The sequence below is a fragment of the Limimonas halophila genome, from assembly GCF_900100655.1.
Classification (GTDB): Bacteria; Pseudomonadota; Alphaproteobacteria; order Kiloniellales; family Rhodovibrionaceae; genus Limimonas; species Limimonas halophila.
Window position 1 is genome coordinate 24170 of the sequence record NZ_FNCE01000013.1, and the last position, 23906, is coordinate 48075.

Consider the following 23906-nt stretch of genomic DNA (forward strand, 5'->3'; position numbering starts at 1 on the left):
ACTGAGAGGAACATGTTTCGTATGGGTGGGGAGCACATCGAAACCGGCGCCGCCGAGAATTCCGGCACGAACGACAACGTGGTCGAGGTGTCGTTCGACCGGCCCCGGCGGGAGACCGCCGCGCCGACGCCTGCGGGCGGCGAGACTCCCCAGGACGAGGCCAAGGCCATCAAGGCCTGCCTGCGCCACCTGCAGGAGCAGGCGGCCGCCATCGACGAGCGCATGGCCGCGCAGCTGATCGGCGCCGCCGCGCAGGCCATCGGGGAGGACGCCCAGGGCGGCAGCCGGCGGCCGTAAATTCGCCCGCCGGCGCCGGGCCGCCTCAGGCGTCGCCGTGGTGGTTGTGGCCGCCGGCCTGGGCGCTCGCGGCCTCGCCCGGCTCGGCGGACTCGTCCGCCACGCCCTCGACCTGCACGTTGCCGCGCCGCATCTCGTCCAGGAGCGCGCGCAGGCCCGCATCCAGTTCCGCGTGGCGCTGGCGCTCGGCCTCCAGCGCCTTGGTCGCGCCCGTGTCGGGCATGCCCTCGCCGTTGCCCATGTCCAGGGCCGAGGCCAGGTAGCGCGCCTTCGCCTTGGCTGCTTTTTCCACCAGCGCCTGGACCTCGTGCGGCGAGACCTTCACCAGCGTCTGGTTGATCTGCGCGCGTTCCGTGCTGCGGATCATCATGTCCAGCCCCCGAAGGTACTCCTGCATGCGCAGGCGGTCGTCGCTGCGCCGCGGGGCCGCGTCCGTTTCCGGGATGTCGGGGGCGTCCTCGGTGGCGCCGAAGCCACCGGAGAGCAGGCTCATGAGCGTGCCGCGCTTGCCGTTGCGTTCGGTGTCGAAAAGGCTGGTCACCGCCATCGTCGCGTCCTCCCTCGCCCGGACCGGGGCTTTGCGGGATCAAGTGACCGGGACACAGCAAATCCCGTGCCATAAAGGGCGGGGGCGCGACTCGGTTGCGACCCGGAGGCCGGCGAGCGCGCGCCCCGGTGCGCGGCAGATTCCGCTCCCACCGGGCGGCAAGCTTTGCAGGGTGGAGATGGGGAACCCTCTGGCGCGCGTGCGGTGCCGCGCCTATCTCCGCACCAGCGGCAGAAGTTCACGCACAGCGGACGGGTCATGCTCCCTTATCACCTGACGGTCTGCGGGCTCGACGAGCTGGACGGCCACGCGGAAACCGGCGTCAGCCACGTGATCTCCATCATCGATCCGGAAGAGCCGACGCCGGCCGTGCTGCGCGACTACCCGGAGCTGCGCGAGCACTGGGTGCTGCGCTTCCACGACGTCTCGCGCGCCATCCCCGGCGCGCGGGCGCCCCAGGCCGCCGACGTGGCCGACCTCCTGGCGGTGGGCGCGCAGCTCGCGGAATCGCGGCCGTCGCACCTGCTGGTGCACTGTCACGCGGGGGTGTCGCGCTCCGCCGCCGCGGCCGTGATCCTCATGGCGCGCGAGGCACCGGGGCGCGAGCGCGAGGCTTTCGAGACGGTCTACCGCCTGCGCCCCATCGCCGCGCCCAACCAGCGCATGATCAAGCTGGCCGACGCGGCGCTGGAGCGCGGCGGCGCCCTCAGCCGCGCGCTCGACACCTCGCTGGCCGACCGCCTGCACCTGCGCCGGCCGCGCATGTTCCAGACGCTGTTCGGGCGCTGATCCCGCAATCCGCCCGGGTTTGGCACGGCGCCGCGGCGCCCGCATGCTAACCCCGCACCCGCGCTGCCACGATGGGAGCCACGATGTCCGCGCATGACTTCACCTTTTCCGGCCTGGACGGCGGCGACCTCAACCTCGCGATCTTCAAGGGCCGTGCCGTGCTGCTGGCGAACACCGCCACGGAATGCGGTTATGCCCCCCAGTTGCGTGAGCTGCAGAAGCTCTACGACACCTACGGCGACCGCGGCTTCATGGTCGTGGCCGTGCCGTCCAACGACTTCGGCGAGCAGGAGCCGCTGGAAGGCGCGGCCATCCGCGAGCATTGCGAAACGCATCACGCCGTCACCTTCCCCATGACGGGCAAGGAGCACGTCATCGGCCAGCAGGCGCACCCCTTCTTCCGCTGGATCGAGGACGAGGTGGGCGAGGCCGCGATGCCGCGCTGGAACTTCCACAAGTACCTGCTTGATCCCGAGGGGGAGTTGGTGGGCGCCTGGCCCAGTTCGGTCGAGCCCACGAGCGCGGAGATCACCGGCGCGATCGAGGACGTGCTGCCGCGCTGACCCGCCCACCGCTGGAGCCGACGGTTATGCGTCAGGCCGACGTGATCGTGCTGGGCGGCGGCGCCGCCGGGCTGATGTGCGCGCTCACCGCCGGGCAGGCGGGCGCAGACGTGGTCGTCATCGACCACGCGAAAAAGCTCGGCACCAAGATCCTCATCGCGGGCGGTGGGCGCTGCAACTTCACCAACCTGGAAGTTGCGCCCGAGCGCTTCATCTGCGCCAACCCGCATTTCCCCAAGTCGGCGTTGTCGCGCTACACGCAGTGGGACTTCATCGACCTCGTCCAGCGCCACGGCGTGCCCTACCACGAAAAGAAGCTGGGGCAGCTGTTCTGCGACGACACCGCCCAGCGCATCCTCGACCTGCTGCTCGCGGAGTGCGCGGCCGGCGGGGTCGACTTCATCACCGGGGAGGCGGTCACGGCCGTCGAGGGCGGCGAGCGCTTCCGCGTTGCGACCGAGCAGCACCACGTCGCCGCGCCGCGGCTGGTCATCGCCACGGGCGCGCCCTCGGTGCCCAAGACGGGGGCAACGGGCTTCGCCTACGATCTGGCGCGGCAGTTCGGGCTGGGGATCGTGGAACCGCGCCCCGGCCTCGTGCCGTTGCGCCTGGCCGAGGACACGCGCCCGCTGGCGAAATCCTTGAGCGGCGTCGCCGTGCCTAGCGAGGCGCGCAGCGAGCGCATGGCCTTCCACGAGAACGTCCTCTTCACCCACCGCGGCGTGTCCGGGCCGGCGGTGCTCCAGGCGTCCAGCTACTGGCGCCCCGGCGAGCCGCTGACGCTCGACCTGCTGCCGGATGTGGGCGACCCCGACCACCTCGTCGCCCGCAAGCGCGCCCGGCCGCGCGCGGAACTCAAGACGGTGCTGGGGGAGGTGCTGCCCAACCGCATGGCCGAGCGGCTGTGCGACCACCTGCTCGGCAACGCGCGCCTGGGCCAGCTCAAGGACAAGGAGCTGCGGCGCACGCTCGCGCGGCTCAAGCAGTGGACGCTCACGCCCGAGGCGACCGAGGGCTACGCCAAGGCCGAGGTCACGGTCGGCGGCATCGCCACCGACGAGCTGAACCAGCGCACGATGGAGGCCCACAAGGTCCCCGGCCTCCACGTCATCGGCGAGGCCGTCGACGTCACCGGCTGGCTGGGCGGCTACAACTTCCAGTGGGCCTGGTCGAGCGGGTGGGCCGCCGGTCACGCTGCGGCGAATTAACCCCATCCCTCATTCGACACCGGGGTCCCGGCCCGGCGGATGGGGCGCCCTGTTTTCGGGCGTTTGCATGCGGTGCCGCGGCCGGCCGACGGGTGCTGGTGATGGCGACGGCCAGCGGGTGTTCGGGAGGCTGTATGCCGGATCGGCCAACCGTTTCGCGCGAGCTGCTCGCCACCGTCCCGATCGCGCTGGTGGGCGGCGTGCTGCACTTTGCCTTCGAATGGGCCGGCGGATGGCCGCCGCTCGCCGTCTTTGCGGCGGTCAACGAATCGGTCTGGGAGCACCTGAAGATCGCGTTTTGGCCGGCGGCCGCCTGGGCGCTCGGCGAGGCGGCCGTCCTGCGCTGCGGGGGCGCCGCCTTCTGGGGTGCGCGGGGGGTCGGGCTGTTCGCCATCCCGCTGCTGATTGCCCTGGTCTTCTACGCCTACACGGCCGTGCTCGGCCACCACGTCCTGGGAATCGACCTCGCGCTCTTCGTCGCCGCCATCGCGGCCGGCCAGACGCTGTCCGCCGCCCTTATCGGGGCCGCCCGGGCGAGCCGGGCCGTCCGGGTGGCGGGCTGTGCGCTGCTCGTCGTTCAGCTTGCGGCGTTCGCGTCCCTGACGTACGCGCCGCCGGATCTCGTGCTGTTCGACGCGCCGAGCGCGAGCGCGTGGACGCTCTCGGCGAAATGACGCTCGCACGCGCCGCGCCTCAGGACGCCGCTTCCGCCGGTTCCGTCTCCCCGCTTTCCTCGCCGGACCCGGCCGCGTGTTTGTTCGCCAGGTCCTCGATCTGCTCCAGCAGCTCGCCGTAGCGGTGCGAGCGGCGTTCGGTCGTGTTCAGGTTGGTGAAGAGCTGGATCAGGCGCGTGAAGGTTTCGCGCGCGTCGGCCTTGCTGTCGAAGCTGTAGCCGCGGGTGAGCAGCTTGTGCAGCAGCTCGAAGATCTCGCGCTGGCGGTCGAGCGGCACCGAGACGTCCACGGGATCGAAGGCGTCCTGCTGCAGGTAGACGAAGTCCAGCAGCCGCGCCTTCTGGTAGGTGACGTAGTCGCCGAGCGTGATGCCCTCCTCGCCCGTCACCTCCATCATCTGGCGCACGTCCTCGCCCTCGCCGAGCAGCTTGGCCATGCGCTGCACGCGCTCGGTCCAGCCCGTGTTCATGTTCGCGTCGTACCAGGCGCGCAGTTGGTCGCGGTAGCGCGTCCACGAGATCAGCGGGTCGATGGCGGGGTAGTAGCGCTTGTAGGCGCGGTCGGACGACAGCCCGAGGAAGGCCTTCACCGAGGCCAGCGTGGACTGCGTCACCGGCTCCTCGAAGTTGCCGCCCGCGGGCGAGACCGTGCCCATGAGCGTCAGGCTGCCGTGCTCGCCGTGTGGCGTCTCCAGCACGCCCGCGCGCTCGTAGACCGCCTTGATCGTGGAATCGAGGTAGGCGGGGAAAGCCTCCTCGCCGGGGATCTCCTCCAGCCGGCCCGAGGTTTCGCGCATCGCCTGCGCCCAGCGCGAGGTGGAGTCCGCGATCACCAGCACGTCCAGGCCCATCTGGCGGTAGTACTCGCCGATGGTCAGGCCCGTGTAGATCGAGCTTTCGCGCGCCGCCACCGGCATCGAGGAGGTGTTGCAGACGATCACCGTGCGGTCCATCAGCGACGCGCCCGTGCGCGGGTCCGTCAGCTCGGGCAGCTCGGTGAGGGTTTCCACCACCTCGCCCGCGCGCTCGCCGCAGGCCACGATCACCACCACATCCACGTCGGCGTAGCGGGCGATCAGGTTCTGCAGGACCGTCTTGCCGGCGCCGAAGGGGCCGGGGATGCAGGCCGTGCCGCCCTTGGCGACGGGGAAGAAGGTGTCGATCAGCCGGATCGTCGTCGCCAGCGGCGTTTCCGGGTAGACGCGCTTCACGCGCCGGCGCTTGAAGAGCTGCTGCGGCAGCGGCGTGCGCACCGGCCAGGACTGCGACATGCACACCGTGCGCTGACCCTCGCCCGTGTCCAGGCCGGCGATGGGCTCGTCCACGGTGAACGCGCCTTCCTCGATCCAGGTGACCTCGGCCTCGCCGTCCAGGTCGAAGGGCGCGAAGACGCGGTGGGTGATCGTGCCCTCGCGCACCGAGCCCAGATGGTCGCCCGGCCCGACGTGCTGGCCGCGGCTGACCGTGGCCTGGAAGGTCCAGCGCCGCTTGGGCTCCAGCGCCGGCATGTCCACCCCGCGCGGCAGGAAGGTGCCGTGGGTGTCCGCCAGCCCCTGAAGCGGGCGCTGCAGGCCGTCGAAGACGCGCCCGAGCAGGCCGGGGCCGAGCGAGACGGACAGCATCTCGCCCGTCTGCGTGACGGGGTCGCCCACGCTCACCCCGCGCGTGCTTTCGTAGATCTGGGCGTCGGCGCGGTTGCCGTTGACGCGCAGGATCTCGCCCTTGAGGGCCGCCTCGCCGTCGGCCTCCTGCCGGCGCGGGTGGACGTGGATGACCTCGTTCTTGCGCATGGGCGCCGCCGCTTCGCCCTCGGGCTGTTCGAGGGTGACGAGCACGTCCTGCACGGCGACGACGCGGGGACGGGGCTGCTCCTCGGCCATGCGGATCACGCCTCTTCCGTTTGCAACACCGGGCCGTGGGCGGCGAGCGCGCGGTCCACCAGGGCCTCGAAGCGCTGGGCGGCGGCCTCGCCGTCGTAGCGCATCCAGCGGTCCATGAGGTCCCAGCGCAGCACGTAGAGCGCCACGGCCGCGAAATCGAACCAGTGCCCCTGCGCCAGCGCGTCCAGATCGCGCCAGGCACGCGTCAGCAGCAGCTTTTCCAGCGCCAGGGAGTCCCCGGCCTGGAGGTGCTCGTCGGCATCCAGCACCCAGGCCGCGCTGTGGCGCAGGCCGAACGCGGGGTCGTCCCAGTGGCGGCGGATGCGGTCCGCCGCGCGGTGGTAGCCCAGCATCGCCGGGTCGTCGGGCGGCCCCAGGCCGTCCCGCCGGCGGCGCAGCGCCGCCACGAGGGCGCGCGATTCCAGCCGCCGCCGCACCGCCTCGCGCAGCGTGGAGTCCGCGATGGTCTCCGCGACGCGGCGGGCGCGCGCCCCCTGCGTCCGGTCGTCGGCGCCGCCCTGGAGCACGGCCCAGCGCAGCACCCCCTCGGCTTCTTGCAGCGTGGCGGCGTCGCCGGGCTCGAGCAGGCGCAGCCGCCGGTCGAGCTGGCGCCGCGTGATGGGCCGCTCGCGCGCGGTGAAGGGCGTGCCCAGGTGGGGCAGGCTGCTGATCAGGTCGACGTAGCGGGTGGCCGCCGGCATTCAGCCCACCAGCCCGTCCAGCAGCGCGCGGAAGCGCGGTTGCAGGTGCTCCAGGATCAGCTCGGCCATGGCCTGCTCGCTCAGGTCGAACTCGATCTCGTGGTCGTGCGCCACCACACGCAGCCCGGCCTGCTTGTCGCGCGCGACGCGGAAGGTCAGCCCCTCGCGCAGGCGGTCGCCCGTGATCGCCAGCACCAGCCGCATCAGCTCGTCCTGGCGCAGGGCCTCGGGGTTCTTGCGCAGCTCGTCCAGGCCCGGCGCCTCGCGCGGCAGCACGATCTCCACCTGCTCCGGGTCCGCCTCGGCCAGGGCCTCGCCCGCGCGCCCGCCGACCGCGAGGATGAGGCGCTTGACGACCTCCGCTTCGCGGATTTCCTGGGAGACGAGGCGGCGCACGTCGTCCTGGAAGCGGTTGAACATCTGCTGGCGCAGGGCGAGCACGGTGTCGCGCGCGGCCTGATGCAGGGCGTCGTGGGCCGCGCGTTTCATGCTGTCGATCTCGTGCTGGGCCTCGTCCTTGCGGCGCTGCGCCTCGCGCTCGGCCTCGTCGAGGATGCGGCGCTTCTCGCGCTTGGCCTCGTCGATCAGGCGCTGGGCCTCGCTGCGGCCCTGTTCCACGCCTTCCTCGCGCAGCTGGTCGATGAGCTGCTGCACGCCCGTGGTTTCGCGGCCGTCGCCGGGATCCGTGCCGGTGTCGTCGCCCTGCATCGCGGCCTCCCTCTCGCTCAGCCCGCTGGCAGGCTGGCGCTCAGCACCAGCGCGAAGACGAAGGCGAACACGGCGAAGCCCTCGACGATCGCCGCCGGGGCGAGCGAGAGCCCGAAGACCTCGGGCTTTTCCTTGGCCGTGTTGATCGCCGAGGCGCAGCACTGCCCCTGCCGGATGCCGCTGAGCAGCAGCGCCACCCCCGCCAGGATGCCGATGGCGAACAGCCCGCCGCCGGTTTCGACGCTCACGGGCCGCTGAAGGGTCAGCATGACGACGATCCCGTAGATGACCTGCGAGGAGGGCAGGGCGGACATGCCCACCAGCCGGCCGTGCCCCGTCTCGGTGTCCAGCATCGCGCCGATCGCGGCCTGGCCCGCCGTGGCGCAGCCGATGATGCTTCCGATCGCGCCCAGGGCCGTGGGGCCGTACAGCCCGCCCCAGCCCAGAATTTGCAGCAGCTCGTTCAAACCCGGTGCTCCGTTCGCTCCAGCGGCGTGTAGGGGTAGCCCTCGCCGCTCAGACTCCAGCCGTAGAACTCGATGTAGTCCAGGCGCAGGCCGTGCACGACGCCGCTCACCACGGCCAGCACGAAGGTCAGCCCGTGCCCCGCGACGAGCACCAGCCCCGCCAGCAGCACGCCCAGGCCGCTCACCGAGGTGCGCACGTCGGCGGCGATGTCGTTGAAGGCGGCCGCCAGCAGCGCCGTCGCCAGCCCGAGGGCGAAGAGGCGCAGGTAGCTCAGCACGTCGCCGAACAGCTTGGTCACGCTCGCCACGCCCAGCAGGCCGTCGAGCGCGCGCAGCAGGTGGTCCACGGGCCGGCGCACGGGGCGGTCGCTCTGGAAGACGATCACGGTCAGCAGGCCCAGCCCCACGACGCCCAGCGCCGCCAACGCGCCCGGGCGGCTGCCGGCGTCCCAGGCAAGCCACGCGGCGAAGCCCCCGAGCGTGGCCGCGACCCAGCCCAGGCGCCCGATCGCCATGCGCCGCGGCCAGTGCGCCGCCGCCCAGGCGGCGTTGCCGAGCGCGAGGTGCAGCACGCCGATGAGCACGGCCAGTTTCATCGCCGCCGTGTAGTCGGTGAGGTCCACGAGGTTGAGCGTGCCGGCGAGGCTCCCGGCCGGGGGCGTGACGCCGAAGTAGCTCCCGGTCAGCACGCCCACGCCCACCGAGGCGACGCCCAGCGCCGCCGTCAGCCGCCGCATGCGCACGCCCACCGCGCCGCGCCGCCACAATCCCAGCGGCAGCGCCGCCGTCAGCAGGACGATGGCGCCGTAGCCCGCGTCGGAGAGGATGATGGCGAAGAAGAGCGCGAAGGAGGCCAGCAGCACGCCCGAGGGGTCCCAGTCGCGTGCGGGCGGGACGTGGTAGAAGTGCGCCAGATCCTCGCCCGGCTGCGCCGCCGGCGCGTTGGCCAGCAGCGTCGGCGGCTGGTCCTGCGGCCCCGGCCGCTCGATGCGCACCGCCATGCCCTGCGCCGTGACGCGGCGGCGGAGCTCGCCCGCCCGGTGCAGCGGCACCCAGGCCTGAAGGGCGAACAGTCCCGTCTCGTCGTGGGTGGTGGCGAGCGTGCGCGCCAGCGCGGCGGCGTCGGCCGCGCGGGCGAGGCCCCGGCGGATGGTGTCGATGTGGCGGGTGAGGGCGATGCGCTCGACCTCCAGCCCGTCCAGCTCGCTGTCGATCGCCGCCAGCTCGCGCCGCAGCGCGCGCGTGCCCGTGCCGTTGGTGCGCACCGGCGCGACGGGCAGCATGTCCGCCGGCGGCGTCTCGCGCGTCACCACCACGATGTGGCGCGCGCCCTCGGAGCGCGCGGCCTCAACCCACGCGTAGGGGATGCGCGCGAGCGTGTCGGCGTGGCGGTTGGGGACGGCGTAGAACCAGAGCTGCGCGCCGCCCAGCGTCGCGTCGTCGCCCGGCAGGTCGAAGTCGCCCCAGGGCGCCAGGGCGTCCAGCTGCGCCTGGATCTCCTCGCGCTGGTCCAGCAGGTCGCGGCGGCGCTGCTTGGTCGCCAGCACTTGGCGCACGATCTCGCCCAGGTCGGTGTCCGGCGTTTCCGCGGCCTGGTGGCGCCGGTAGGGCGCGTCGCGCAGGAAGCGCAGAGCGCGCTGGGCGTCCTGCTCGCTGGGCTGGCCGTCCGTGGCCGCCGTCTCGTCGCCGGGCGGGTTGAGCGGCACGACGTGGAGGCAGCCCAGGTCCTGAAGCCCCCGGACCAGCCCGCGCTTGGCGCTCGCGGGGCCGCACAGCGTCACCTTGCGCATGGGCACGATGCTCACGACGCCCGCTCCGCCCGTTTCCGCTTGGCGATCTTGGCCCGCACGACGCCCGCGCGCTCGGCGTCGCCCAGGGCGATCTGGATGCGCTTGATCTGCTCCTTGGTGCGCGGGATGAGCACCTTGTCGAAGAGGTTCACCCGCTGCGTCACCGTCTTCAGGCCCGCTTCCAGCCGCGCGAGGCGTTCCTCGGCGATCTTCTCTGCAACGCGTTCGCGCAGCTGGGTTTTCAGCAGCTCGATCACGCGGTCCACCCAGTGCGGGCGCACCAGATAGCCTGTCGATGCCACGTCGAAGCGGACGTCGCCCAGTACCGGCACGGTGACGCCGACGATGTTGCGGGAATTCACCTCGACGTCGGCGATCGTGACCAGATCTTCCACGGCGACCTGGGTGTCGGCCAGCATGGGCAGGGTGTCGGCGACGCGCTGGCGGGTGGCGGCGAGGCGCTCGCGGATGGTGTCCAGATCGCGCTTGGCGCGGCGGCGCTCCACCAGCAGCTGCTTGCGCTTCATGTCCAGCGAGGGCAGGAAGCGCTCGTAGGTGGCGAGGTTGCGCTTCTTGCGCGCCAGCTCCGCCTTATTGAGCGGCGTCCGCGACACGGGTTCCCTCGCGCTCGGCTGCTTCGCCCGCGCCCGTTTCGGTTGGGTAGTAGCGGTCGATGAGCTGCTGCTTCATGAACAGCTGCTCGGGCCGGAAGCATTCCGCAAGCGTTTGCCAGCACAGGTCCAGCGCGGCTTCCAGCGTCATGTCCACGTCCAGGTCCATGAAGCGCTCGCGGAACAGCCGGCCGAAGGTGAGCGCCTGCTCGTCGTGCTCCGACAGCTCGAAGGCCATGGCCTGCTTCTGCTCCGCCTCCTTGGAATCGGCGTAGAGGCGGACCATGACGTTCATGATGTCCTTGTGATCCTCGCGCGTGGTCTTGCTGGCGACGTGCTGCTTGAGGCGCGAGAGCGAGCCGAAGGGATCGATCATGCCCTCGCGCAGGTAGAACTGGCCTTCCGTGATGTAGCCGGTGTTGTCGGGGACGGGGTGGGTGACATCGTCGCCCGGCATCGTCGTCGCCGAGAGGATGGTCAGCGAGCCGCCGCCGGCGAAGTTGCACGCCTTTTCATAGCGCTGGGCGAGCTGGGTGTAGAGGTCGCCGGTGTAGCCGCGGTTGGCCGGCACCTGCTCCATGGCGATGCCGACCTCCTTCAGCGCGTCGGCGAAGGCCGTCATGTCCGAGAGCAGGACGAGCACGCGCTTGTTGCCCTCGACGGCGAAGCGCTCCGCCACCGCCAGCGCCATGTCGGGGACGAGCAGGCGCTCCACGATGGGGTCGGAGGCGAAGTTCACGAACATCGCCGTGCGCGCGAACACCCCGGCGTCCTCGAAGGCGCGGCGGAAGTGGTGGTAGTCGTCGTAGATCAGGCCCAGCCCGCCGAAGACGACCACGTCCGCGTCCGCCTGGATGCCGATGCGCCCGAGCAGCTGATTGTAGGGTTCCCCCGCCACCGAGAAGATCGGGATCTTCTGGCTTTCCACCAGGGTGTTGAAGACGTCGATCATGGGCACGTTGGTGCGGATCATGCGCGCGCCCAGCTCGCGTTCCACGGGGTTCACCGTGGGCGAGCCGATCTCGACCTCGCGGTCGGTGGTCAGCGCCGGGCCGTTGTCGATCAGCTCCCCGGTGCCGGCGAAGATGCGGCCCAGCACGTTTTCCGAGCAGATCGCGCGCGGGCCGTGGCCCAGGAAGCGCACCTTCGTGCGCGTGGAAATGCCCTTGGTGCCCGCGAAAACCTGAAGGGAAACGCGCTCGCCGTCGATCTTGAGCACCTGGGCGAGCGATTCCGTGCCCGCGCCGTCGTCGGCGCTGGCGATCGCGGCCAGATCGCCCAGACACGCCGGCGGCTCCGCCGTGTCGCTGCCCGCCGGCGGGACGTGGACCTTCAGCAGGTCGCCGACGATTTCGAGCACGCGCCCGTAACGCACGGGAATCGCGGGCATGGCCGCCACCTCCTCGGGGCGCTCACGCTTCGATGTGGCGAATCATCACACTGCACCCGCGCCGCGGGCAATGACGCAGATCATGCCGCGTCCGGCGGCGGTCGTCAGACCGCCTCCACCCGCACCGGGTCGCCGGCCTTGGCGGCCTTGAGCGCGCGAACGTCGCCCACGGCGTCGGCCCAGATGTTGGTGGGCGCGACGAGGCGGATCTCGTCGCCGGTCGAAGCGGGGGTCGGGCCGAAACCGATGGCGATGGCGCCGCCCTGCACCCAGTATGCGATCTCGCCCGGTTCCACGACCTGCTTCTGATCGGCTTCGTCCCCGGCGTCGATGGGGGCGGAAAAGAAGACCTCCTCGCCCCAGACGTTCGCCTCGGCGGTGAAGGGGCACGCCTCCACGACGGCGCGTGCGGTGGGCGTGTCGCGGCAAACGGCGTCGATGGCCGTGTCGCCGATCGTGATGCGGACGGTGGTGGACATGGCGGATCTCCCCTCGACGGGTGTGTCAGGCATCCGGTTGGCCCCAGTGGGCCAGGGCGGCGTCCAGCTCGCGGGCGTGGTGGCGTTCGGCTTCCGCGCCCTCGTCGGGGCCGTCGTAGCGGCCCAGCTCCCGCAGGAGCTGGAAGAAGCCGGGCGCCGGGATGCCGCGCTTGCTGATCGCCAGCGCCGCGAGCAGCGGGCGGCCGGCGGCGTGGTCGTCGCGCATCATGGCTTCCAGCGCCAGGGTCGTGCGGTGGATGGAATGCGGCGCCTCAATGCCAGCCTCGCTGGCGAGGTCGCGGTAGGTGATGCAGGCGCCGCGCTGGGCGGCGGCGCGCAGCACGGGCGTGATCGCCATCCGCACGAGCGGGTCGGGCGTTTCCGTGGACATGCTGGCTTCATTGGTTGGTGCAGACGCCGGCAGGAGCTTTGCACACAACAGCCGGGTCCATCACCCCCACCCGATCGCATGTCGGCGATCGACCTCCCCCTCTTCCGCCGAAGAGGGGGAGGTGTAAAAATGGCACGGTCAATTCCGCATCAACCTCCCCCACTGGGGGATGTCGCGCGCCGGCAGGCGCGCGGGTGGGGGCGCTTAGCCTGCCGTGGATTGATTGAAGAACGCCCGCACTTCGGCCGCGTCGGCGCTGAAGGGACCGTGGTGCGTGGCCTTGAGCGCGGCCACGGCGCCCGCGAAGCGCGCGGCGGGCCAGGGCGCGTCCCCGCGCAGCCGCCGCGCCAGATAGCCCGCCAGGAAGCTGTCGCCGCAGCCCGTGGTGTCGGCCACCGCACCCGCATCCACCGGCGGCACGGGCTGGACCTGGCCGCCCGCGGCCACCAGCGCGCCGTTCGCGCCCAGCGTCACCACGGCTTCCCCGCGCCCCATCGAGGCCAGGGCGCGGACGGCGTGGCGCGGGTCGCGCCAGCCCGTGACCAGCCGCGCTTCCGCCGCGTCCGCCTTGAGGATGTCGGCCCGCGCCAGCGCTTCCGCGGAAACGCCGCGGCAGGCGCGCACGCGCCCGGCCGCCACCCGCCGCGTCAGCCCCTGCACGTCCAGCGCCAGCCATGTGCAGCGCTCGCGCGCCGCCGTGACCGTGGCGGGCGGGATGTCGTCGCGCGTCAACGGGCCGAGCTGGATGGCCGCCGCCGCGAGCTGCTCGAACGCCTCGGGCTTCAGCGGCGGTGCGAGGCGCGGCACCGCCTGCTCGCGCCCGGCTTCGGTCAGGGTGTTGGTGAAGCGTGTCGTGGCGTGGGCGGGCCGGACGAGGAAGCGGATGCCCAGGCCGTCCAGCGGCGCCAGCAGCTCGCGCCGGTCGCGGGCAGCCACCTGGGTCAGCAGCGCGGTGGTCAGCCCCAGGCGCGCGTGCACCGCCGCCGCGTAGAAGGCGGAGCCGCCGGGCTGCTCGCGCACGCTGCCGTCCAGTGCGACGATGCGGTCGCGCGTGACCGGGCCGGCGGCGAGCACCTCGATGGGCTTGCCGGTCGCGGTCATGGGTTCGCCGCCAGATGGCGGGCGGTGGCGTGGATGCGCTGGCCCACGGTGATCGCGCTCACCGCCAGGATGATGGCCAGGGCCTCGGCGATCAGCCCCGACACCAGCCCCGCGATCAGCAGCAGCACGCGCTCGCCGCGCGTCGCCAGGCCGACCTCGCAGGCCGCGCCCAGCCCCTCGGCGCGGGCGCGCGTGTAGCTCACGAGCGTTGCCGCCAGCAGCGCCAGCACGGTCAGCCCCGCTTCCAGCGCCAGCCCGGCCCCGGCGAACACGGCCGCCAGGGCGGCGTAGACGACACCCTCCGCCACGCGGTCGAGCGTGGAGTCCAGAAACGCCCCCATGCGGCTTTCCTGGTGGCCCAGCCGCGCCAGCGTGCCGTCCAGCAGGTCGAGCGCGCCGCCCACGAAGAGCACGACGCCCGCCGCGAGCGGTTGTTCCGCGAGAATCAGCCCGGCGCTCGCCAGACTGAGCGCGAGCGCGACCAGCGTGATCGTGTTGGGCGTGACGGACCAGCGCAGCAGCAGCCGGGCGAGCGGGCGCGCGACGGCTTCCAGCCGGGACTTCGTGGCCTGGCGCAGGCGATGCAGCGTCACGGTTTGGCTCCGGGGGATCACTCACCGGCCAGCGCGACGGGCGAGCCGGCCTCGTGGATGAAGGCCTCCACGGCCTCGCGGGCCTCGCTGTCGCGCATCTGCTCGGGTGGGTGCTTCATGTGGTAGGCGGACACGGCCCCGAGCGGCCCGGCGATCCCGCGGTCCAGCGCCAGCTTCACGCAGCGCGCGGCGTCGATCACCACGCCCGCGCTGTTGGGCGAGTCCTGCACCGAAAGGCGCATCTCCAGCTCCACGGGCGCGCCGCCGAAGCCCTCGCCCTCCATGCGGATGAAGGCGACCTTGTTGTCGCCCTGCCAGGCGACGTGGTCGGAGGGGCCGATGTGGATGGCGGCCTCATTCAGGCGCGTGTCCAGCTGCGACTGCACGGATTCCGTTTTCGAGCGCCGCTTCGAGGCCAGGCGCTCGCGTTCCAGCATGGTCAGGAAGTCGGTGTTGCCGCCGGTGTTGAGCTGGTAGGTTCGGTCCAGCGTCACCCCCCGGTCGGCAAAGAGCCGCGCCAGCGCGCGGTGCGCGATCGTCGCGCCCAGCTGGCTTTTGATGTCGTCGCCCACCAGCGGCAGGCCCTGTGCGCGGAAGGCCTCCGCCCAGGCGGGGTCGGAGGCGATGAAGACCGGTTGGCAGTTCACCAGCGCCACGCCCGCGTCCAGGCAGGCCTGCGCGTAGTGCCGCACGGCCGCCTCGGCCCCCACGGGCAGGAAGCAGATCAGCACCTCGGCGCCGTTGGCGCGCAGCGCCTCGGCCACGTCCACCGGCTCGGCGTCGGCGGGGCGGAACGCCTGGTCCTCGGGGTAGGCGGCCATGTGGTCGGGGACGCCGTCCAGCACCGGCCCCATCTGGACGGTGACACCGGACGGCGGCAGCTCCGGCTGGAAGACGCGCGCGCAGTTGGGCGCGGCGAAGACCGCCTCCTCCAGCGGCCGGCCCACCTTGCGCCGGTCGACGTCGAAAGCCGCCACAACGCGCATGTCCGCTGGCCGGTAGGGGCCCACCGCGGGGTGCATGAGCCCGGCAAGCGTCGCATCCGACGCGTTCCGGTAGTGCTCCAGGCCCTGGACGAGGGCGTTGGCGCAGTTGCCGATGCCGGCGAGGGCCAGGCGGATGGGCTCCATTCACGCACTCCGGAGCATGGCAAGGGGTGCGCGTCTCGGCCAACGCGTAACGATTTCACAATATGTCGTGCATTGCGGCGGAGCAAGCAGGCTGGGGTTATTCTTCCAGCACGCTTTGGAGGGTGCGCAACTCCGCCAGCACCGTGCCGGCCCCGCGCACGCCGCAGGTCAGCGGCTCCTCAGCGACCGAAACCGGGAGGCCCGTGGCCGCGCGCACGGCGTCCGGCAAACGGCGCAGCAACGCCCCGCCACCCGTGAGCACCAGCCCGGTGTCCACGATGTCGGCGGCCAGTTCGGGGGCGGTGCGCTCCAGCGCCGACTTCACGCCCTCGACGATGGAGAACACGGGCTCGGTCAGGCTGTCGGCGATCTCCGCCTCGCTGACCTGGATGGCCTTGGGCACGCCGGAAACGAGGTCGCGCCCAGAGACCTGCACGGTCTGGCCCAGGCCGTCCTCGGGCGCCAGGGCGGCGCCCACCTGCTGCTTGATGCGCTCGGCCGTGGCCTCGCCGATGGCGACGTTGTGGGCGCGGCGGACGTGGCCGTGAATGGCCTCGTCGAAATCGTCGCCGCCCACCGGCACGGTCACCGCGTTGACGATGCCGCCCAGCGAGATCACCGCGATCTCGGTGGTGCCGCCGCCCAGGTCCACGATCATCGAGCCGCGCGGGCTGGTCACCGGCAGGTCGGCGCCGATGGCGGCGGCCATGGGCTCCTCGATCAGGAACACCTGGCTGGCGCCCGCGCCCTCGCACGCCTCGCGGATGGCGCGGCGCTCCACGGGCGTGGCGCCGTGCGGCGTGGTGATGACCACGCGCGGGCGGCGGAAGCCGCGCTTGCGCAGCGCCTGCTTGATGAAATACGAGGCCATCGCCTGCGCGGCCTCGAAATCCCCGATCACGCCCTTGCGCATGGGCCGGATGGCGCGGATGGATTCCGGGGTCTTGCCCAGCATCTGCCGCGCCTGCTCGCCCACGGCCAGGATCTGCGGCTTGCCCGACTTGGTCGCGATCGCCACCACCGAGGGCTCGTTCATCACGATGCCCCGGCCCTTGGCGAACACGAGCGTGTTGGCCGTGCCCAGGTCGATCGCCAGGTCGCCCGCCTTCGCGCCGAACACCATTTGCTCCGCTGTGTCGTGATCCCGCCTGCGCCGCGCGCCGGTCATGGTAAACGGCGCCGCGCGCAATCGGGTGTGTGCATAACGCGGCGCGGCGGCGCTGTGAATGTTTGTCTCGAATACGGGCGCGAGATTCCCGGATCGCCGGGGCCGGCGCGCGTGTGCTAGGACCGGCGTGCCCGGCGAATCGAAAACGCGGACGACAATGGGATTTGCTCACGATGCGGTTTCTTACCTTCGAGGACAACGGGCAGCCGGTTCCGGCCATCGTGCGCGGTGACAGCGCCGTCGACCTGCGCGCGCTCGATCCGGACCTGCCGCGCGACTGGGCGACGCTGCTGGCCCGCGACAACCTGGAGCGGCTGGCGACCCTGGCCGAGGCCGCGCCGGATCACGCGCTGCGTCCGCTCGCCGGGCTCCGCTACCTGCCGCCCATCCCGGCGCCGCCGAAGACGCTGTGCGTGGGCCTCAACTACCGCGCCCACGCCGCCGAGACGGGCATGGACCTGCCCAGGTACCCCATCTTCTTCACGCGCTTCCCGACCAGCTTCGTCGGCCACCAGCGGGCCATGGTCTGCCCGTCCGTGAGCGAGAAGTACGACTACGAGGGTGAGCTGGTCGCGGTGATTGGGCGCGGCGGGCGCAGCATTCCGCGCGAGCGGGCGCTGGACCACGTCGTCGGCTATTCGATCTTCAACGACGGCTCGGTGCGCGACTTCCAGAAGCGCGCCAAGCAGTGGACGCTGGGCAAGAACTTCGACGCCTCCGGCGCCTTCGGCCCCCACGTGGTCACCGCCGACGAGCTGCCGGAAGGGGCCTCGGGCCTGGGCGTCGAGACGCGCCTGAACGGCGAGGTCATGCAGAGCGGGCGCACGGACGACCTCATCTTCACCGTGGCCGACCTCGTCGCCGCCGCCGGCGAGGCGATGACGCTGGAGCCCGGCAGCATCCTAGTCACGGGCACGCCGCCGGGCGTGGGCATGGCGCGCGATCCCTACGTCTGGATGAAAGCCGGCGACACCGTCTCTATCACGATCGAGGGCATCGGCACGCTGACCAACCCCGTGGTCGCCGAGGGCTGAGCCCACCCCTGGGCGGCCCTTGTGTGGGCGCGCTTGCTGTGTAGCCTCCGCGCGCGCCCACGAACGCCGGTGAAGGGGAGAAGGTGCGATGGCCGCGCTGAAAACGCTCGATCAGGTGGACGTCCAGGGGCGGACGGTGCTCGTCCGCGCCGACTTCAACGTGCCCGTCGCCGACGGCCGCGTCACGGACCGCACGCGCATCCAGCGCGGCGCGCGCACCATCCGCGAGCTGATGGACGCCGGGGCGCACGTGGTCGTCATCTCCCACTTCGGCCGGCCCAAGGGCCAGCACAAGCCGGAGCTGTCGCTTCAGCCCGTGCTGGGCGCGCTGCGCGAGGCGCTCGGCGGCGCGGAGGTGCGTTTCGTCGGGGCCACGGTGGGCGAAACCGCCCAGGACGCCGTGCGCGCGCTGGAACCGGGGCAGGTGGCGCTGCTGGAAAACGTGCGCTTCGAGCCGGGCGAGGAAGCCGGCGACGACGCCTTTGCCGACCGGATCGCCGCGCTCGGCGAGATCTTCGTCAACGACGCCTTCTCCGCCTCGCACCGCGCGCACGCGTCCGTTGCGGGGGTCGCCAAGCGGCTGCCCGCCTACGCCGGGCGCCTGATGGAGGAGGAGCTGCGCCACCTGGAGGCCGCGCTGGACGCGCCGGAGCGCCCGCTCATGGCCGTCGTGGGCGGCGCCAAGGTGTCCACGAAGCTCGACCTGCTGGGCAACCTCGCCGACAAGGTGGACCGCCTCGTGATCGGCGGCGGCATGGCCAACACCTTCCTGGCGGCGCTGGACCACGGCGTCGGCAGCTCGCTGTACGAGGAGGGGATGCTGGGCACGGCCCGCACCATCCTGCGCCGCGCGCAGCAGAGCGAATGCACCGTGCGCCTGCCCGAGGACGTCGTCGTGGCGCCCGAGCTGGCCGAGAACGCGCCCACGCGGACCGTGGCCGTGGACGCCGTGCCCGCGGATCAGATGATCCTGGACGTCGGGCCCAAGTCGGCGGCGACTCTGGAGGAAGACCTCGCCACCTGCCGTACGCTGGTGTGGAACGGCCCGCTGGGCGCCTTCGAGACGCCGCCCTTCGACGCCGGCACCAACCGCGTCGCCAAGCGCGCCGCCGAGCTGACCGAAACGGGCGGGCTGCTGTCCGTCGCCGGGGGCGGCGACACCGTGGCCGCGCTCACCCACGCCGGCGTGGTGGACCGCTTTTCCTACGTCTCCAGCGCCGGCGGCGCCTTTCTGGAGTGGCTGGAGGGGCGTGAGCTGCCGGGGATTCCGCCGCTCTACGCCGAGGGCTGAACGGCGCCACCACCCCGAAAACGCGCCTGTCTCCGGCTGCCTGTCGAGCGACGCGGCGGAAACGGGCGACATAGCTTTTTGTATGCGTTAACCTCCGCGCCTGGGTCTGCTACCGTTTCGACGGTCATCTTCCCAACACAAAAGCGCGAGGGAGGCGCACCATGACGGAGACGAAGACCATCAAGGCCGGCGGGATGAACCGCCGCCGCTTCGTGCAGACGGCCGGCATCGCCACCGGCGCGGCCGCGCTGTCCAGCACGCTGCCCATGCGCGTCATCGCCAAGCCGAACGCCATCCCGCTCGGCCAGATCGCGCCCATGACCGGCTCCGCCGCCGAGTTCGGGCCGTTCTACCGGGACGGCGCGAAGCTGGGCATGATGCACATCAACCAGGCCGCCAAGGAGGTCTTCGGCGGGCCCATCTTCTCCAAGCACATCGCCGAGGATACCAACACCCTGCCCACGCCGGCCATTGAATCCGCGCGCAAGCTGGTCGAGGCCGACGGCGTGCCCGCCTACGTCGGCGCCTGGTCCAGCGGCGTGACCGTGGCGACGGCGACCTCCGTGGCGATCCCGAACAACGTGCTGCAGATCTCGAACGGTTCGACCTCGCCGCTCATCAGCGTGCTGCCGGAGGACCAGGAAGCCGACCTGCTGTTCCGCACCACCTCCTCCGACGCGCTGCAGGGCGTGGTGGCCGCGCAGCTCGCCGCGGGCGAGATCCTGGACGACTACAAGCACAAGACCGCCGCGACCATCTACGTGAACAACCCCTACGGCCAGGGGCTGTCCAACGCCTTCGCGCGGTCCTTCCAGATGCGCGGCGGCACGGTGCACGCGCAGATCCCGCACCCCGAGGAGGTGCAGGCCACCTACAGCTCCCAGCTCGCGGTCGCGCTCAAGGACGACCCGGACGTGCTGGTGTGCTGCAGCTATCCGGGCCACACCTCGACCTTCCTGCGCGAGGCGCGCGATACCTTCGGCATGACGAGCTGGCAGTTCGTGGACGGCAACAAGTCCAGCAAGGTGCTGGAGTCCGTCGGCGCCGACGTGCTCAAGGGCCAACTCGGCACCGCGCCCGGCTCCAACCCGGAGAACGATGTCACCAAGGCGTTCGCCGAGCAGTTCAAGGGCGAGTTCGGCCATGACCGCGTGCCGCCGTTCACGACCTCGGCCTACGATGCGGCCGTGGCCATCGGGCTGGCCGCCGCGCGGGCGCTGGCGCAGGGCGAGAAGGACCTGACCGGCCCGGTGCTGCGCGACAACCTGCGCCCCGTCTCCAACCCGCCGGGCGCGACCGTGCGCGGCGCCGACGTGGACTCGCTGGCGCAGGGCATGGAGATGCTGCGCAAGGGCGAGGACATCGACTTGGCCGGGGCGGCCGGCAGCGTGGACTTCGACGACAACGGCGACGTCAAGACGCCGATCGAGGTCTGGAAGTTCACCGAGGACGGCACCGAGACGGTCGGTGTGCAGGCCGCGGGCGACATTCCCAGCGAGTGATCGCCTGCGCACCGCGTTTCGTCTGCTCTGACTTGTCTGCTCCAACGCATCTGCTCCCTTGGGGGCCCGCCACCGGTGGGCCCTCTTTTTTCGGTTTCGCGCTCGCCCAGTGGCGGCGCCGATGCACGCCTCGATTGACGCGTATCCGGTTCTGGTGTTGCCTCAGGTGCAACACCTGAACGGGGAGGTTGCGATGAGCGAGGGCGATCAGAACGCGGTGTCCCGGCGCGAGGCCGTCAAGCTGGCGGGCGTCGGCGCCTTGGCGACCACCGCGGCGGGCCAGGCGGTCGCGCCGCGCGCGGCGAAGGCCGGACCGTTGAAGACGAAGGCGATCTTCTTCGACGTCGGTGGCACGATGCTCGACTGGACCGTGATGCCGGCCAAGATCGAAGCGTACCTGGGTGAGCGGAACATCTCGGTCGACGGCGGCGACTACTGGCCGTCGTGGCGGTCCCAGCTGTTCGCCTACATGATGTACAACACCATGATCGATCGGGCCTTCGTGCCGCTGGAAGAGCTGGCCACGCGGGCGACCCTCGCGCATGCCCAGAAAAGCGGGCTGGACATGGATCGCGACACCGCTGGCGGCATTTATCCTTTGCTGGGTGAGCTCGACACCTACGACGAGATCCTGCCGAGCCTGAAGCGCATGCGGGGCGCCGGCTACAAGCTCGTGCCCCACACCCAGTTGAGCGAGCCGGTGCTGCGCCGGGCGCTGCTGGGCCGGTTCGATTGGGACTGGTTCTTCACGTCCGAAAGCTTCGCGATGTACAAGCCCAACCGTCCGTTCTATTTCAAGGCGCTCGACGAGTTGGGCCTGGACGTCGCCGAGGTGCTCTACGTTTCCTCCAACCAGTTCGACGTCTTCGCCGCCAAGGGCCTGGGCTTCCGCGTCATCTGGGTCGATCGCTGGGACCAGGCGCTGGAGCCCTACGGCTACACGCCGGACTGGCGCGTGCGGGACTTTGCCGAGGCGGCGGACATGCTGGAGACGGAGACGCCCTGAACCCGTTGGGGTCGGCGGGCGCGAACCGATCGCGTCACAGTGCGCTCGGCGCCCGTCGCATCCCCCACAGCGCCGTCAGCGCGTGGCCCGGCGTCCGGGGCAGGGCACGCAGGGCGGTGTGGCGCTGGATCAGCGTGGCGAAGGCGGAAAACTCGGGCTCGGGGAAGGCGGCGTGGCGGGCATTTGCGGCGCGCAGGCGGTCCAGCCAGGCCGCCGCCCACGCCAACTCCGCGCCGTTCAGCGGCCGTGTGCGCTCGGCCGGCCGCGTCAGTTCGAAGTGCCGGTCCAGCTCGCCGGCATCGGCTTCGATCCCGAGCTGGCGCAGGAAACGCGCCATCACCGCCTGCTTGCCCGCGCGCGCGGCCGTTCGGTCGGCGGAGGTCTGGCCGCCGTGGCTGCGCTTGAAGCCCAGCACGGCGCCGATGTTCGCGATCTCGTGGCTCGCCAGCACGCGGGCGTGCAGGTCGGAGTCCTCCGCCTGAGCGTAGGCGAGGTCGTAGGCCAGCCGGCGGGCCAGATCCCCGCGCAGCATGGCGGTGGTGTGCGCGATCCCCGCGCGCCACGGCATCTGTGCCCGCACGGCGCGCGGGGAGGTGGGGTGACGCTTGATGCGGCCGGGACGGCCCCGCTCGTCGATGCGGCGGATCCAGCCGCCGACCTCGCCCAGGTCCGGATGCGTGTCGAGCGCGTGCACCTGACGCGCCAGGCGGTCGGGTGCGGCCAGGTCGTCGCTGTCCAGCACCGCGACGTAGCGCCCTTCCGACAGCGCGAGCGCGTGGTTGCGGCTCGCCACCAGCCCCCGGTTGTGCTCGTGGCTGACCAGGTGGACGCGCGCATCGCCGCGCTGACGCACCACGGCCGCCGTGGCGTCGGTGGAGCCGTCGTCGATCACGATCAACTCGAAATCCGCGAAGCTCTGCGCCAGCACGCTGTCCACCGCCGCGCCCACGGTGTGCGCGCGGTTGTAGGCCGGCATCACGACGCTGACGGTCGGCGGCATCCCGGCGCCTCGCCCTCGCTTCCTCGCCCCGCGCCAGCATAGGATGCCGCACGGGCGCGGTGGAATCGCGCGCGTCCGCGCCGTGCCTTGCCAGCCGGCGCAACCGGCTTAGCTTGGCCTGTGCAACGGATTGGAGAAGGGCGCCGCCATGGCCGAGGTCATCCATCAGGTCGACAAGCCGGCCGATCACCCCGAGCCGCCCCGGCACAAGCTGGGCGTGCTGCTGCTGAACCTGGGGACGCCGGAGGGCACGGACTACTTTTCCATGCGCCGCTACCTGAAGGAGTTCCTCTCCGACCGGCGCGTGATCGATTACAACCCGATCTTCTGGCAGCTCCTTCTCAACACCGTGATCCTGACGACACGGCCGAAGAAGTCGGGGCGCGCGTACCACACGATCTGGAACCACGATCAGAACGAGTCGCCGCTCAAGACGATCACGCGCGATCAGGCGCAGCAGGTCCACGACATCCTGACCGAGCGCCACGGCGAGGACATCGTGGTGGACTGGGCCATGCGCTACGGCTACCCGCGCACGGACGACGCCATCCGCGATCTTCAGGATAAGGGCTGCACGCGCATCCTGCTGCTGGCGCTGTACCCGCAGTACTCCGCGCCGACGACGGCCACGGCCTACGACCACGCCTTCCGCACGCTGATGAAGCTGCGCTGGCAGCCCACGATCCGCACGGCGCCCTGCTACCACGACGAGCCGCGCTACATCGACGCGGTCAGCGAGAGCATCCGCGAGCACCTGGCGCAGCTGGACTGGACGCCGGAGGTGCTCATCACCTCCTTCCACGGGCTGCCCAAGCGCTACCTGCTCAACGGCGACCCCTACCACTGCCAGTGCGCCAAGACCTCGCGCCTGATCCGCGAGCGCCTGGGCTGGTCGCCGGACTCGGTCAAGCTGTCCTTCCAGTCGCGCTTCGGGCCGGAAGAATGGCTGAAGCCCTACACCGACGAGCTGATCGAGGAACTGGCGAAGCAGGGCGTCAAGCGCCTGGCCATCGCCGCCCCGGGCTTCTCCGCGGACTGCCTGGAGACGCTGGAGGAGCTGAACGTCCAGGGCCGCGAAGCCTTCGAGGCCGCCGGCGGGGAGCACTTCACCTACATCCCGTGCCTCAACGCCTCGGATCGCGGCGTGCGCCTGATCGCCGACCTCGCCTCGCGCGAGCTCTCGGGCTGGGTGGCGCCGGCCGAAAGCGCCGCCGCCGAACGCGCGCTCGCGATGGCGGGGTGATACGCGGGCTCAGAGAGCGGAAAACACGTGGAGCCGGCGAGGTATCAGCGGAGTCGCGGCAGGGTTCTTTGCACGCTGAAGCGTGCGAGGCGCTGAAAGCGCCTGTCCACCTTCAGGAGGACAGCCCGTCGAAGACGGGCTCGCGCGTCAAAGGCGCGCAAAGACAGATTGAGGCCATGCGGTCTCCTCTCTGAGAATATGCGTATGATACCGGCGAGCCAAGGAAATCATACGCTGCGAGAGCATAGCCCCATCCCCCTCTGGGTTTCGGGCTATCGCCCCAAACCCATCTCCCCCTTCCCCTACAAGGGGAAGGGGGAGATTACAGAGGGGGTTGGGGTCGA

General features: G+C 71.4%; 25 protein-coding genes. 10 read left to right on the plus strand and 15 right to left on the minus strand.

Annotation, left to right across the window (positions count from 1 at the left end):
• Positions 1–21: 21 nt before the first annotated feature.
• The gene (locus BLQ43_RS12740; RefSeq protein ID WP_090021619.1) at positions 22–297 is read left to right on the plus strand and encodes a hypothetical protein; all 276 of its coding nucleotides are present in this window, start codon (positions 22–24) and stop codon (positions 295–297) included.
• A gap of 25 nt (positions 298–322) precedes the next feature.
• Here the strand turns inward: BLQ43_RS12740 and BLQ43_RS12745 are convergent, their stop codons facing one another.
• Positions 323–844, minus strand: coding sequence for a hypothetical protein (locus BLQ43_RS12745; RefSeq protein WP_090021623.1), 522 nt, complete (start codon positions 842–844; stop codon positions 323–325).
• Positions 845–1102: 258 nt separating this feature from the next.
• Between BLQ43_RS12745 and BLQ43_RS12750 the strand changes: the two genes are divergently transcribed.
• The 4 genes from BLQ43_RS12750 to BLQ43_RS12765 all read left to right on the plus strand — a co-directional run bounded on the left by BLQ43_RS12750 (position 1103) and on the right by BLQ43_RS12765 (position 4078).
• The gene (locus tag BLQ43_RS12750) at positions 1103–1633 is read left to right on the plus strand and encodes a tyrosine phosphatase family protein (RefSeq protein ID WP_090021629.1); all 531 of its coding nucleotides are present in this window, start codon (positions 1103–1105) and stop codon (positions 1631–1633) included.
• Positions 1634–1716: 83 nt separating this feature from the next.
• On the plus strand, positions 1717–2196 hold the full coding sequence (locus tag BLQ43_RS12755; protein ID WP_176758675.1) for a glutathione peroxidase: 480 nt from the start codon (positions 1717–1719) through the stop codon (positions 2194–2196).
• Between the two features lie 26 nt (positions 2197–2222).
• On the plus strand, positions 2223–3404 hold the full coding sequence (locus tag BLQ43_RS12760; protein ID WP_090021641.1) for a BaiN/RdsA family NAD(P)/FAD-dependent oxidoreductase: 1182 nt from the start codon (positions 2223–2225) through the stop codon (positions 3402–3404).
• Positions 3405–3505: 101 nt separating this feature from the next.
• On the plus strand, positions 3506–4078 hold the full coding sequence (locus tag BLQ43_RS12765) for a DUF6512 family protein (RefSeq protein ID WP_176758676.1): 573 nt from the start codon (positions 3506–3508) through the stop codon (positions 4076–4078).
• 19 nt (positions 4079–4097) lie between these two features.
• Here BLQ43_RS12765 and BLQ43_RS12770 read toward each other — a convergent pair whose 3' ends face one another.
• The 13 genes from BLQ43_RS12770 to BLQ43_RS12830 form a co-directional block, all read right to left on the minus strand.
• Complete coding sequence (locus tag BLQ43_RS12770) at positions 4098–5957, minus strand: V-type ATP synthase subunit A (RefSeq protein WP_090021648.1); 1860 nt, start codon at positions 5955–5957, stop codon at positions 4098–4100.
• A gap of 5 nt (positions 5958–5962) precedes the next feature.
• The gene (locus BLQ43_RS12775; protein WP_090021651.1) at positions 5963–6658 is read right to left on the minus strand and encodes a hypothetical protein; all 696 of its coding nucleotides are present in this window, start codon (positions 6656–6658) and stop codon (positions 5963–5965) included.
• Positions 6659–7366, minus strand: a complete 708-nt coding sequence (locus BLQ43_RS12780; RefSeq protein ID WP_090021657.1) for a hypothetical protein — start codon at positions 7364–7366, stop codon at positions 6659–6661.
• Positions 7367–7383: 17 nt separating this feature from the next.
• On the minus strand, positions 7384–7833 hold the full coding sequence (locus BLQ43_RS12785; RefSeq protein WP_090021661.1) for an ATP synthase subunit C: 450 nt from the start codon (positions 7831–7833) through the stop codon (positions 7384–7386).
• Positions 7830–9638, minus strand: coding sequence for a V-type ATP synthase subunit I (locus BLQ43_RS12790; protein WP_090021665.1), 1809 nt, complete (start codon positions 9636–9638; stop codon positions 7830–7832). The genes BLQ43_RS12785 and BLQ43_RS12790 overlap by 4 nt, the downstream gene beginning before the upstream one ends.
• A complete protein-coding gene (locus tag BLQ43_RS12795) occupies positions 9635–10237 on the minus strand; it encodes a V-type ATP synthase subunit D (protein ID WP_090021666.1) in 603 nt (200 codons plus the stop codon). Before BLQ43_RS12795 ends, BLQ43_RS12790 begins: the two co-directional genes overlap by 4 nt.
• Positions 10215–11624, minus strand: coding sequence for a V-type ATP synthase subunit B (locus BLQ43_RS12800; protein WP_090021718.1), 1410 nt, complete (start codon positions 11622–11624; stop codon positions 10215–10217). Before BLQ43_RS12800 ends, BLQ43_RS12795 begins: the two co-directional genes overlap by 23 nt.
• A 104-nt stretch (positions 11625–11728) precedes the next feature.
• Positions 11729–12103, minus strand: a complete 375-nt coding sequence (locus BLQ43_RS12805; RefSeq protein WP_090021670.1) for a cyclophilin-like fold protein — start codon at positions 12101–12103, stop codon at positions 11729–11731.
• A gap of 25 nt (positions 12104–12128) precedes the next feature.
• Positions 12129–12494 carry a hypothetical protein gene (locus BLQ43_RS12810; protein WP_090021673.1) on the minus strand — a complete coding sequence of 122 codons (366 nt, stop codon included), beginning with the start codon at positions 12492–12494 and terminating at the stop codon, positions 12129–12131.
• A 204-nt stretch (positions 12495–12698) separates the two neighbouring features.
• Positions 12699–13595: a PfkB family carbohydrate kinase gene (locus BLQ43_RS12815; protein WP_090021676.1), complete on the minus strand. Its 897-nt coding sequence runs from the start codon at positions 13593–13595 to the stop codon at positions 12699–12701.
• Positions 13592–14188 carry a CDP-alcohol phosphatidyltransferase family protein gene (locus BLQ43_RS12820; RefSeq protein ID WP_176758677.1) on the minus strand — a complete coding sequence of 199 codons (597 nt, stop codon included), beginning with the start codon at positions 14186–14188 and terminating at the stop codon, positions 13592–13594. Before BLQ43_RS12820 ends, BLQ43_RS12815 begins: the two co-directional genes overlap by 4 nt.
• 17 nt (positions 14189–14205) lie before the next feature.
• A complete protein-coding gene (locus tag BLQ43_RS12825; protein WP_090021683.1) occupies positions 14206–15318 on the minus strand; it encodes an inositol-3-phosphate synthase in 1113 nt (370 codons plus the stop codon).
• A gap of 97 nt (positions 15319–15415) precedes the next feature.
• A complete protein-coding gene (locus BLQ43_RS12830; protein WP_245659589.1) occupies positions 15416–16438 on the minus strand; it encodes a rod shape-determining protein in 1023 nt (340 codons plus the stop codon).
• Between the two features lie 221 nt (positions 16439–16659).
• Between BLQ43_RS12830 and BLQ43_RS12835 the strand changes: the two genes are divergently transcribed.
• From BLQ43_RS12835 to BLQ43_RS12850, 4 genes are all read left to right on the plus strand, one after another.
• Positions 16660–17520, plus strand: coding sequence for a fumarylacetoacetate hydrolase family protein (locus tag BLQ43_RS12835; RefSeq protein WP_090021692.1), 861 nt, complete (start codon positions 16660–16662; stop codon positions 17518–17520).
• Between the two features lie 88 nt (positions 17521–17608).
• Complete coding sequence (locus tag BLQ43_RS12840; RefSeq protein ID WP_090021695.1) at positions 17609–18811, plus strand: phosphoglycerate kinase; 1203 nt, start codon at positions 17609–17611, stop codon at positions 18809–18811.
• A gap of 161 nt (positions 18812–18972) precedes the next feature.
• Positions 18973–20313: an ABC transporter substrate-binding protein gene (locus BLQ43_RS12845; RefSeq protein ID WP_090021699.1), complete on the plus strand. Its 1341-nt coding sequence runs from the start codon at positions 18973–18975 to the stop codon at positions 20311–20313.
• Between the two features lie 193 nt (positions 20314–20506).
• Positions 20507–21319: an HAD family hydrolase gene (locus tag BLQ43_RS12850; protein WP_176758679.1), complete on the plus strand. Its 813-nt coding sequence runs from the start codon at positions 20507–20509 to the stop codon at positions 21317–21319.
• A gap of 34 nt (positions 21320–21353) precedes the next feature.
• Here BLQ43_RS12850 and BLQ43_RS12855 read toward each other — a convergent pair whose 3' ends face one another.
• Complete coding sequence (locus tag BLQ43_RS12855; RefSeq protein WP_090021707.1) at positions 21354–22319, minus strand: glycosyltransferase family 2 protein; 966 nt, start codon at positions 22317–22319, stop codon at positions 21354–21356.
• Positions 22320–22467: 148 nt separating this feature from the next.
• On the opposite strand from BLQ43_RS12855, the gene hemH reads away from it, so the two are divergent.
• Positions 22468–23562, plus strand: coding sequence for a ferrochelatase (gene hemH, locus BLQ43_RS12860; RefSeq protein ID WP_090021712.1), 1095 nt, complete (start codon positions 22468–22470; stop codon positions 23560–23562).
• The last annotated feature ends 344 nt before the right edge of the window (positions 23563–23906 follow it).

Bases quoted from the DNA above. Each gene is read 5' to 3' on its own strand.
- BLQ43_RS12740 (WP_090021619.1), top strand. From the start codon at position 22: ATGGGTGGGGAGCACATCGAAACCGGCGCCGCCGAGAATTCCGGCACG.
- BLQ43_RS12745 (WP_090021623.1), bottom strand. From the start codon at position 844: ATGGCGGTGACCAGCCTTTTCGACACCGAACGCAACGGCAAGCGCGGC.
- BLQ43_RS12750 (WP_090021629.1), top strand. From the start codon at position 1,103: ATGCTCCCTTATCACCTGACGGTCTGCGGGCTCGACGAGCTGGACGGC.
- BLQ43_RS12755 (WP_176758675.1), top strand. From the start codon at position 1,717: ATGTCCGCGCATGACTTCACCTTTTCCGGCCTGGACGGCGGCGACCTC.
- BLQ43_RS12760 (WP_090021641.1), top strand. From the start codon at position 2,223: ATGCGTCAGGCCGACGTGATCGTGCTGGGCGGCGGCGCCGCCGGGCTG.
- BLQ43_RS12765 (WP_176758676.1), top strand. From the start codon at position 3,506: ATGGCGACGGCCAGCGGGTGTTCGGGAGGCTGTATGCCGGATCGGCCA.
- BLQ43_RS12770 (WP_090021648.1), bottom strand. From the start codon at position 5,957: ATGGCCGAGGAGCAGCCCCGTCCCCGCGTCGTCGCCGTGCAGGACGTG.
- BLQ43_RS12775 (WP_090021651.1), bottom strand. From the start codon at position 6,658: ATGCCGGCGGCCACCCGCTACGTCGACCTGATCAGCAGCCTGCCCCAC.
- BLQ43_RS12780 (WP_090021657.1), bottom strand. From the start codon at position 7,366: ATGCAGGGCGACGACACCGGCACGGATCCCGGCGACGGCCGCGAAACC.
- BLQ43_RS12800 (WP_090021718.1), bottom strand. From the start codon at position 11,624: ATGCCCGCGATTCCCGTGCGTTACGGGCGCGTGCTCGAAATCGTCGGC.
- BLQ43_RS12805 (WP_090021670.1), bottom strand. From the start codon at position 12,103: ATGTCCACCACCGTCCGCATCACGATCGGCGACACGGCCATCGACGCC.
- BLQ43_RS12810 (WP_090021673.1), bottom strand. From the start codon at position 12,494: ATGTCCACGGAAACGCCCGACCCGCTCGTGCGGATGGCGATCACGCCC.
- BLQ43_RS12815 (WP_090021676.1), bottom strand. From the start codon at position 13,595: ATGACCGCGACCGGCAAGCCCATCGAGGTGCTCGCCGCCGGCCCGGTC.
- BLQ43_RS12825 (WP_090021683.1), bottom strand. From the start codon at position 15,318: ATGGAGCCCATCCGCCTGGCCCTCGCCGGCATCGGCAACTGCGCCAAC.
- BLQ43_RS12835 (WP_090021692.1), top strand. From the start codon at position 16,660: ATGCGGTTTCTTACCTTCGAGGACAACGGGCAGCCGGTTCCGGCCATC.
- BLQ43_RS12840 (WP_090021695.1), top strand. From the start codon at position 17,609: ATGGCCGCGCTGAAAACGCTCGATCAGGTGGACGTCCAGGGGCGGACG.
- BLQ43_RS12845 (WP_090021699.1), top strand. From the start codon at position 18,973: ATGACGGAGACGAAGACCATCAAGGCCGGCGGGATGAACCGCCGCCGC.
- BLQ43_RS12850 (WP_176758679.1), top strand. From the start codon at position 20,507: ATGAGCGAGGGCGATCAGAACGCGGTGTCCCGGCGCGAGGCCGTCAAG.
- BLQ43_RS12855 (WP_090021707.1), bottom strand. From the start codon at position 22,319: ATGCCGCCGACCGTCAGCGTCGTGATGCCGGCCTACAACCGCGCGCAC.
- hemH (WP_090021712.1), top strand. From the start codon at position 22,468: ATGGCCGAGGTCATCCATCAGGTCGACAAGCCGGCCGATCACCCCGAG.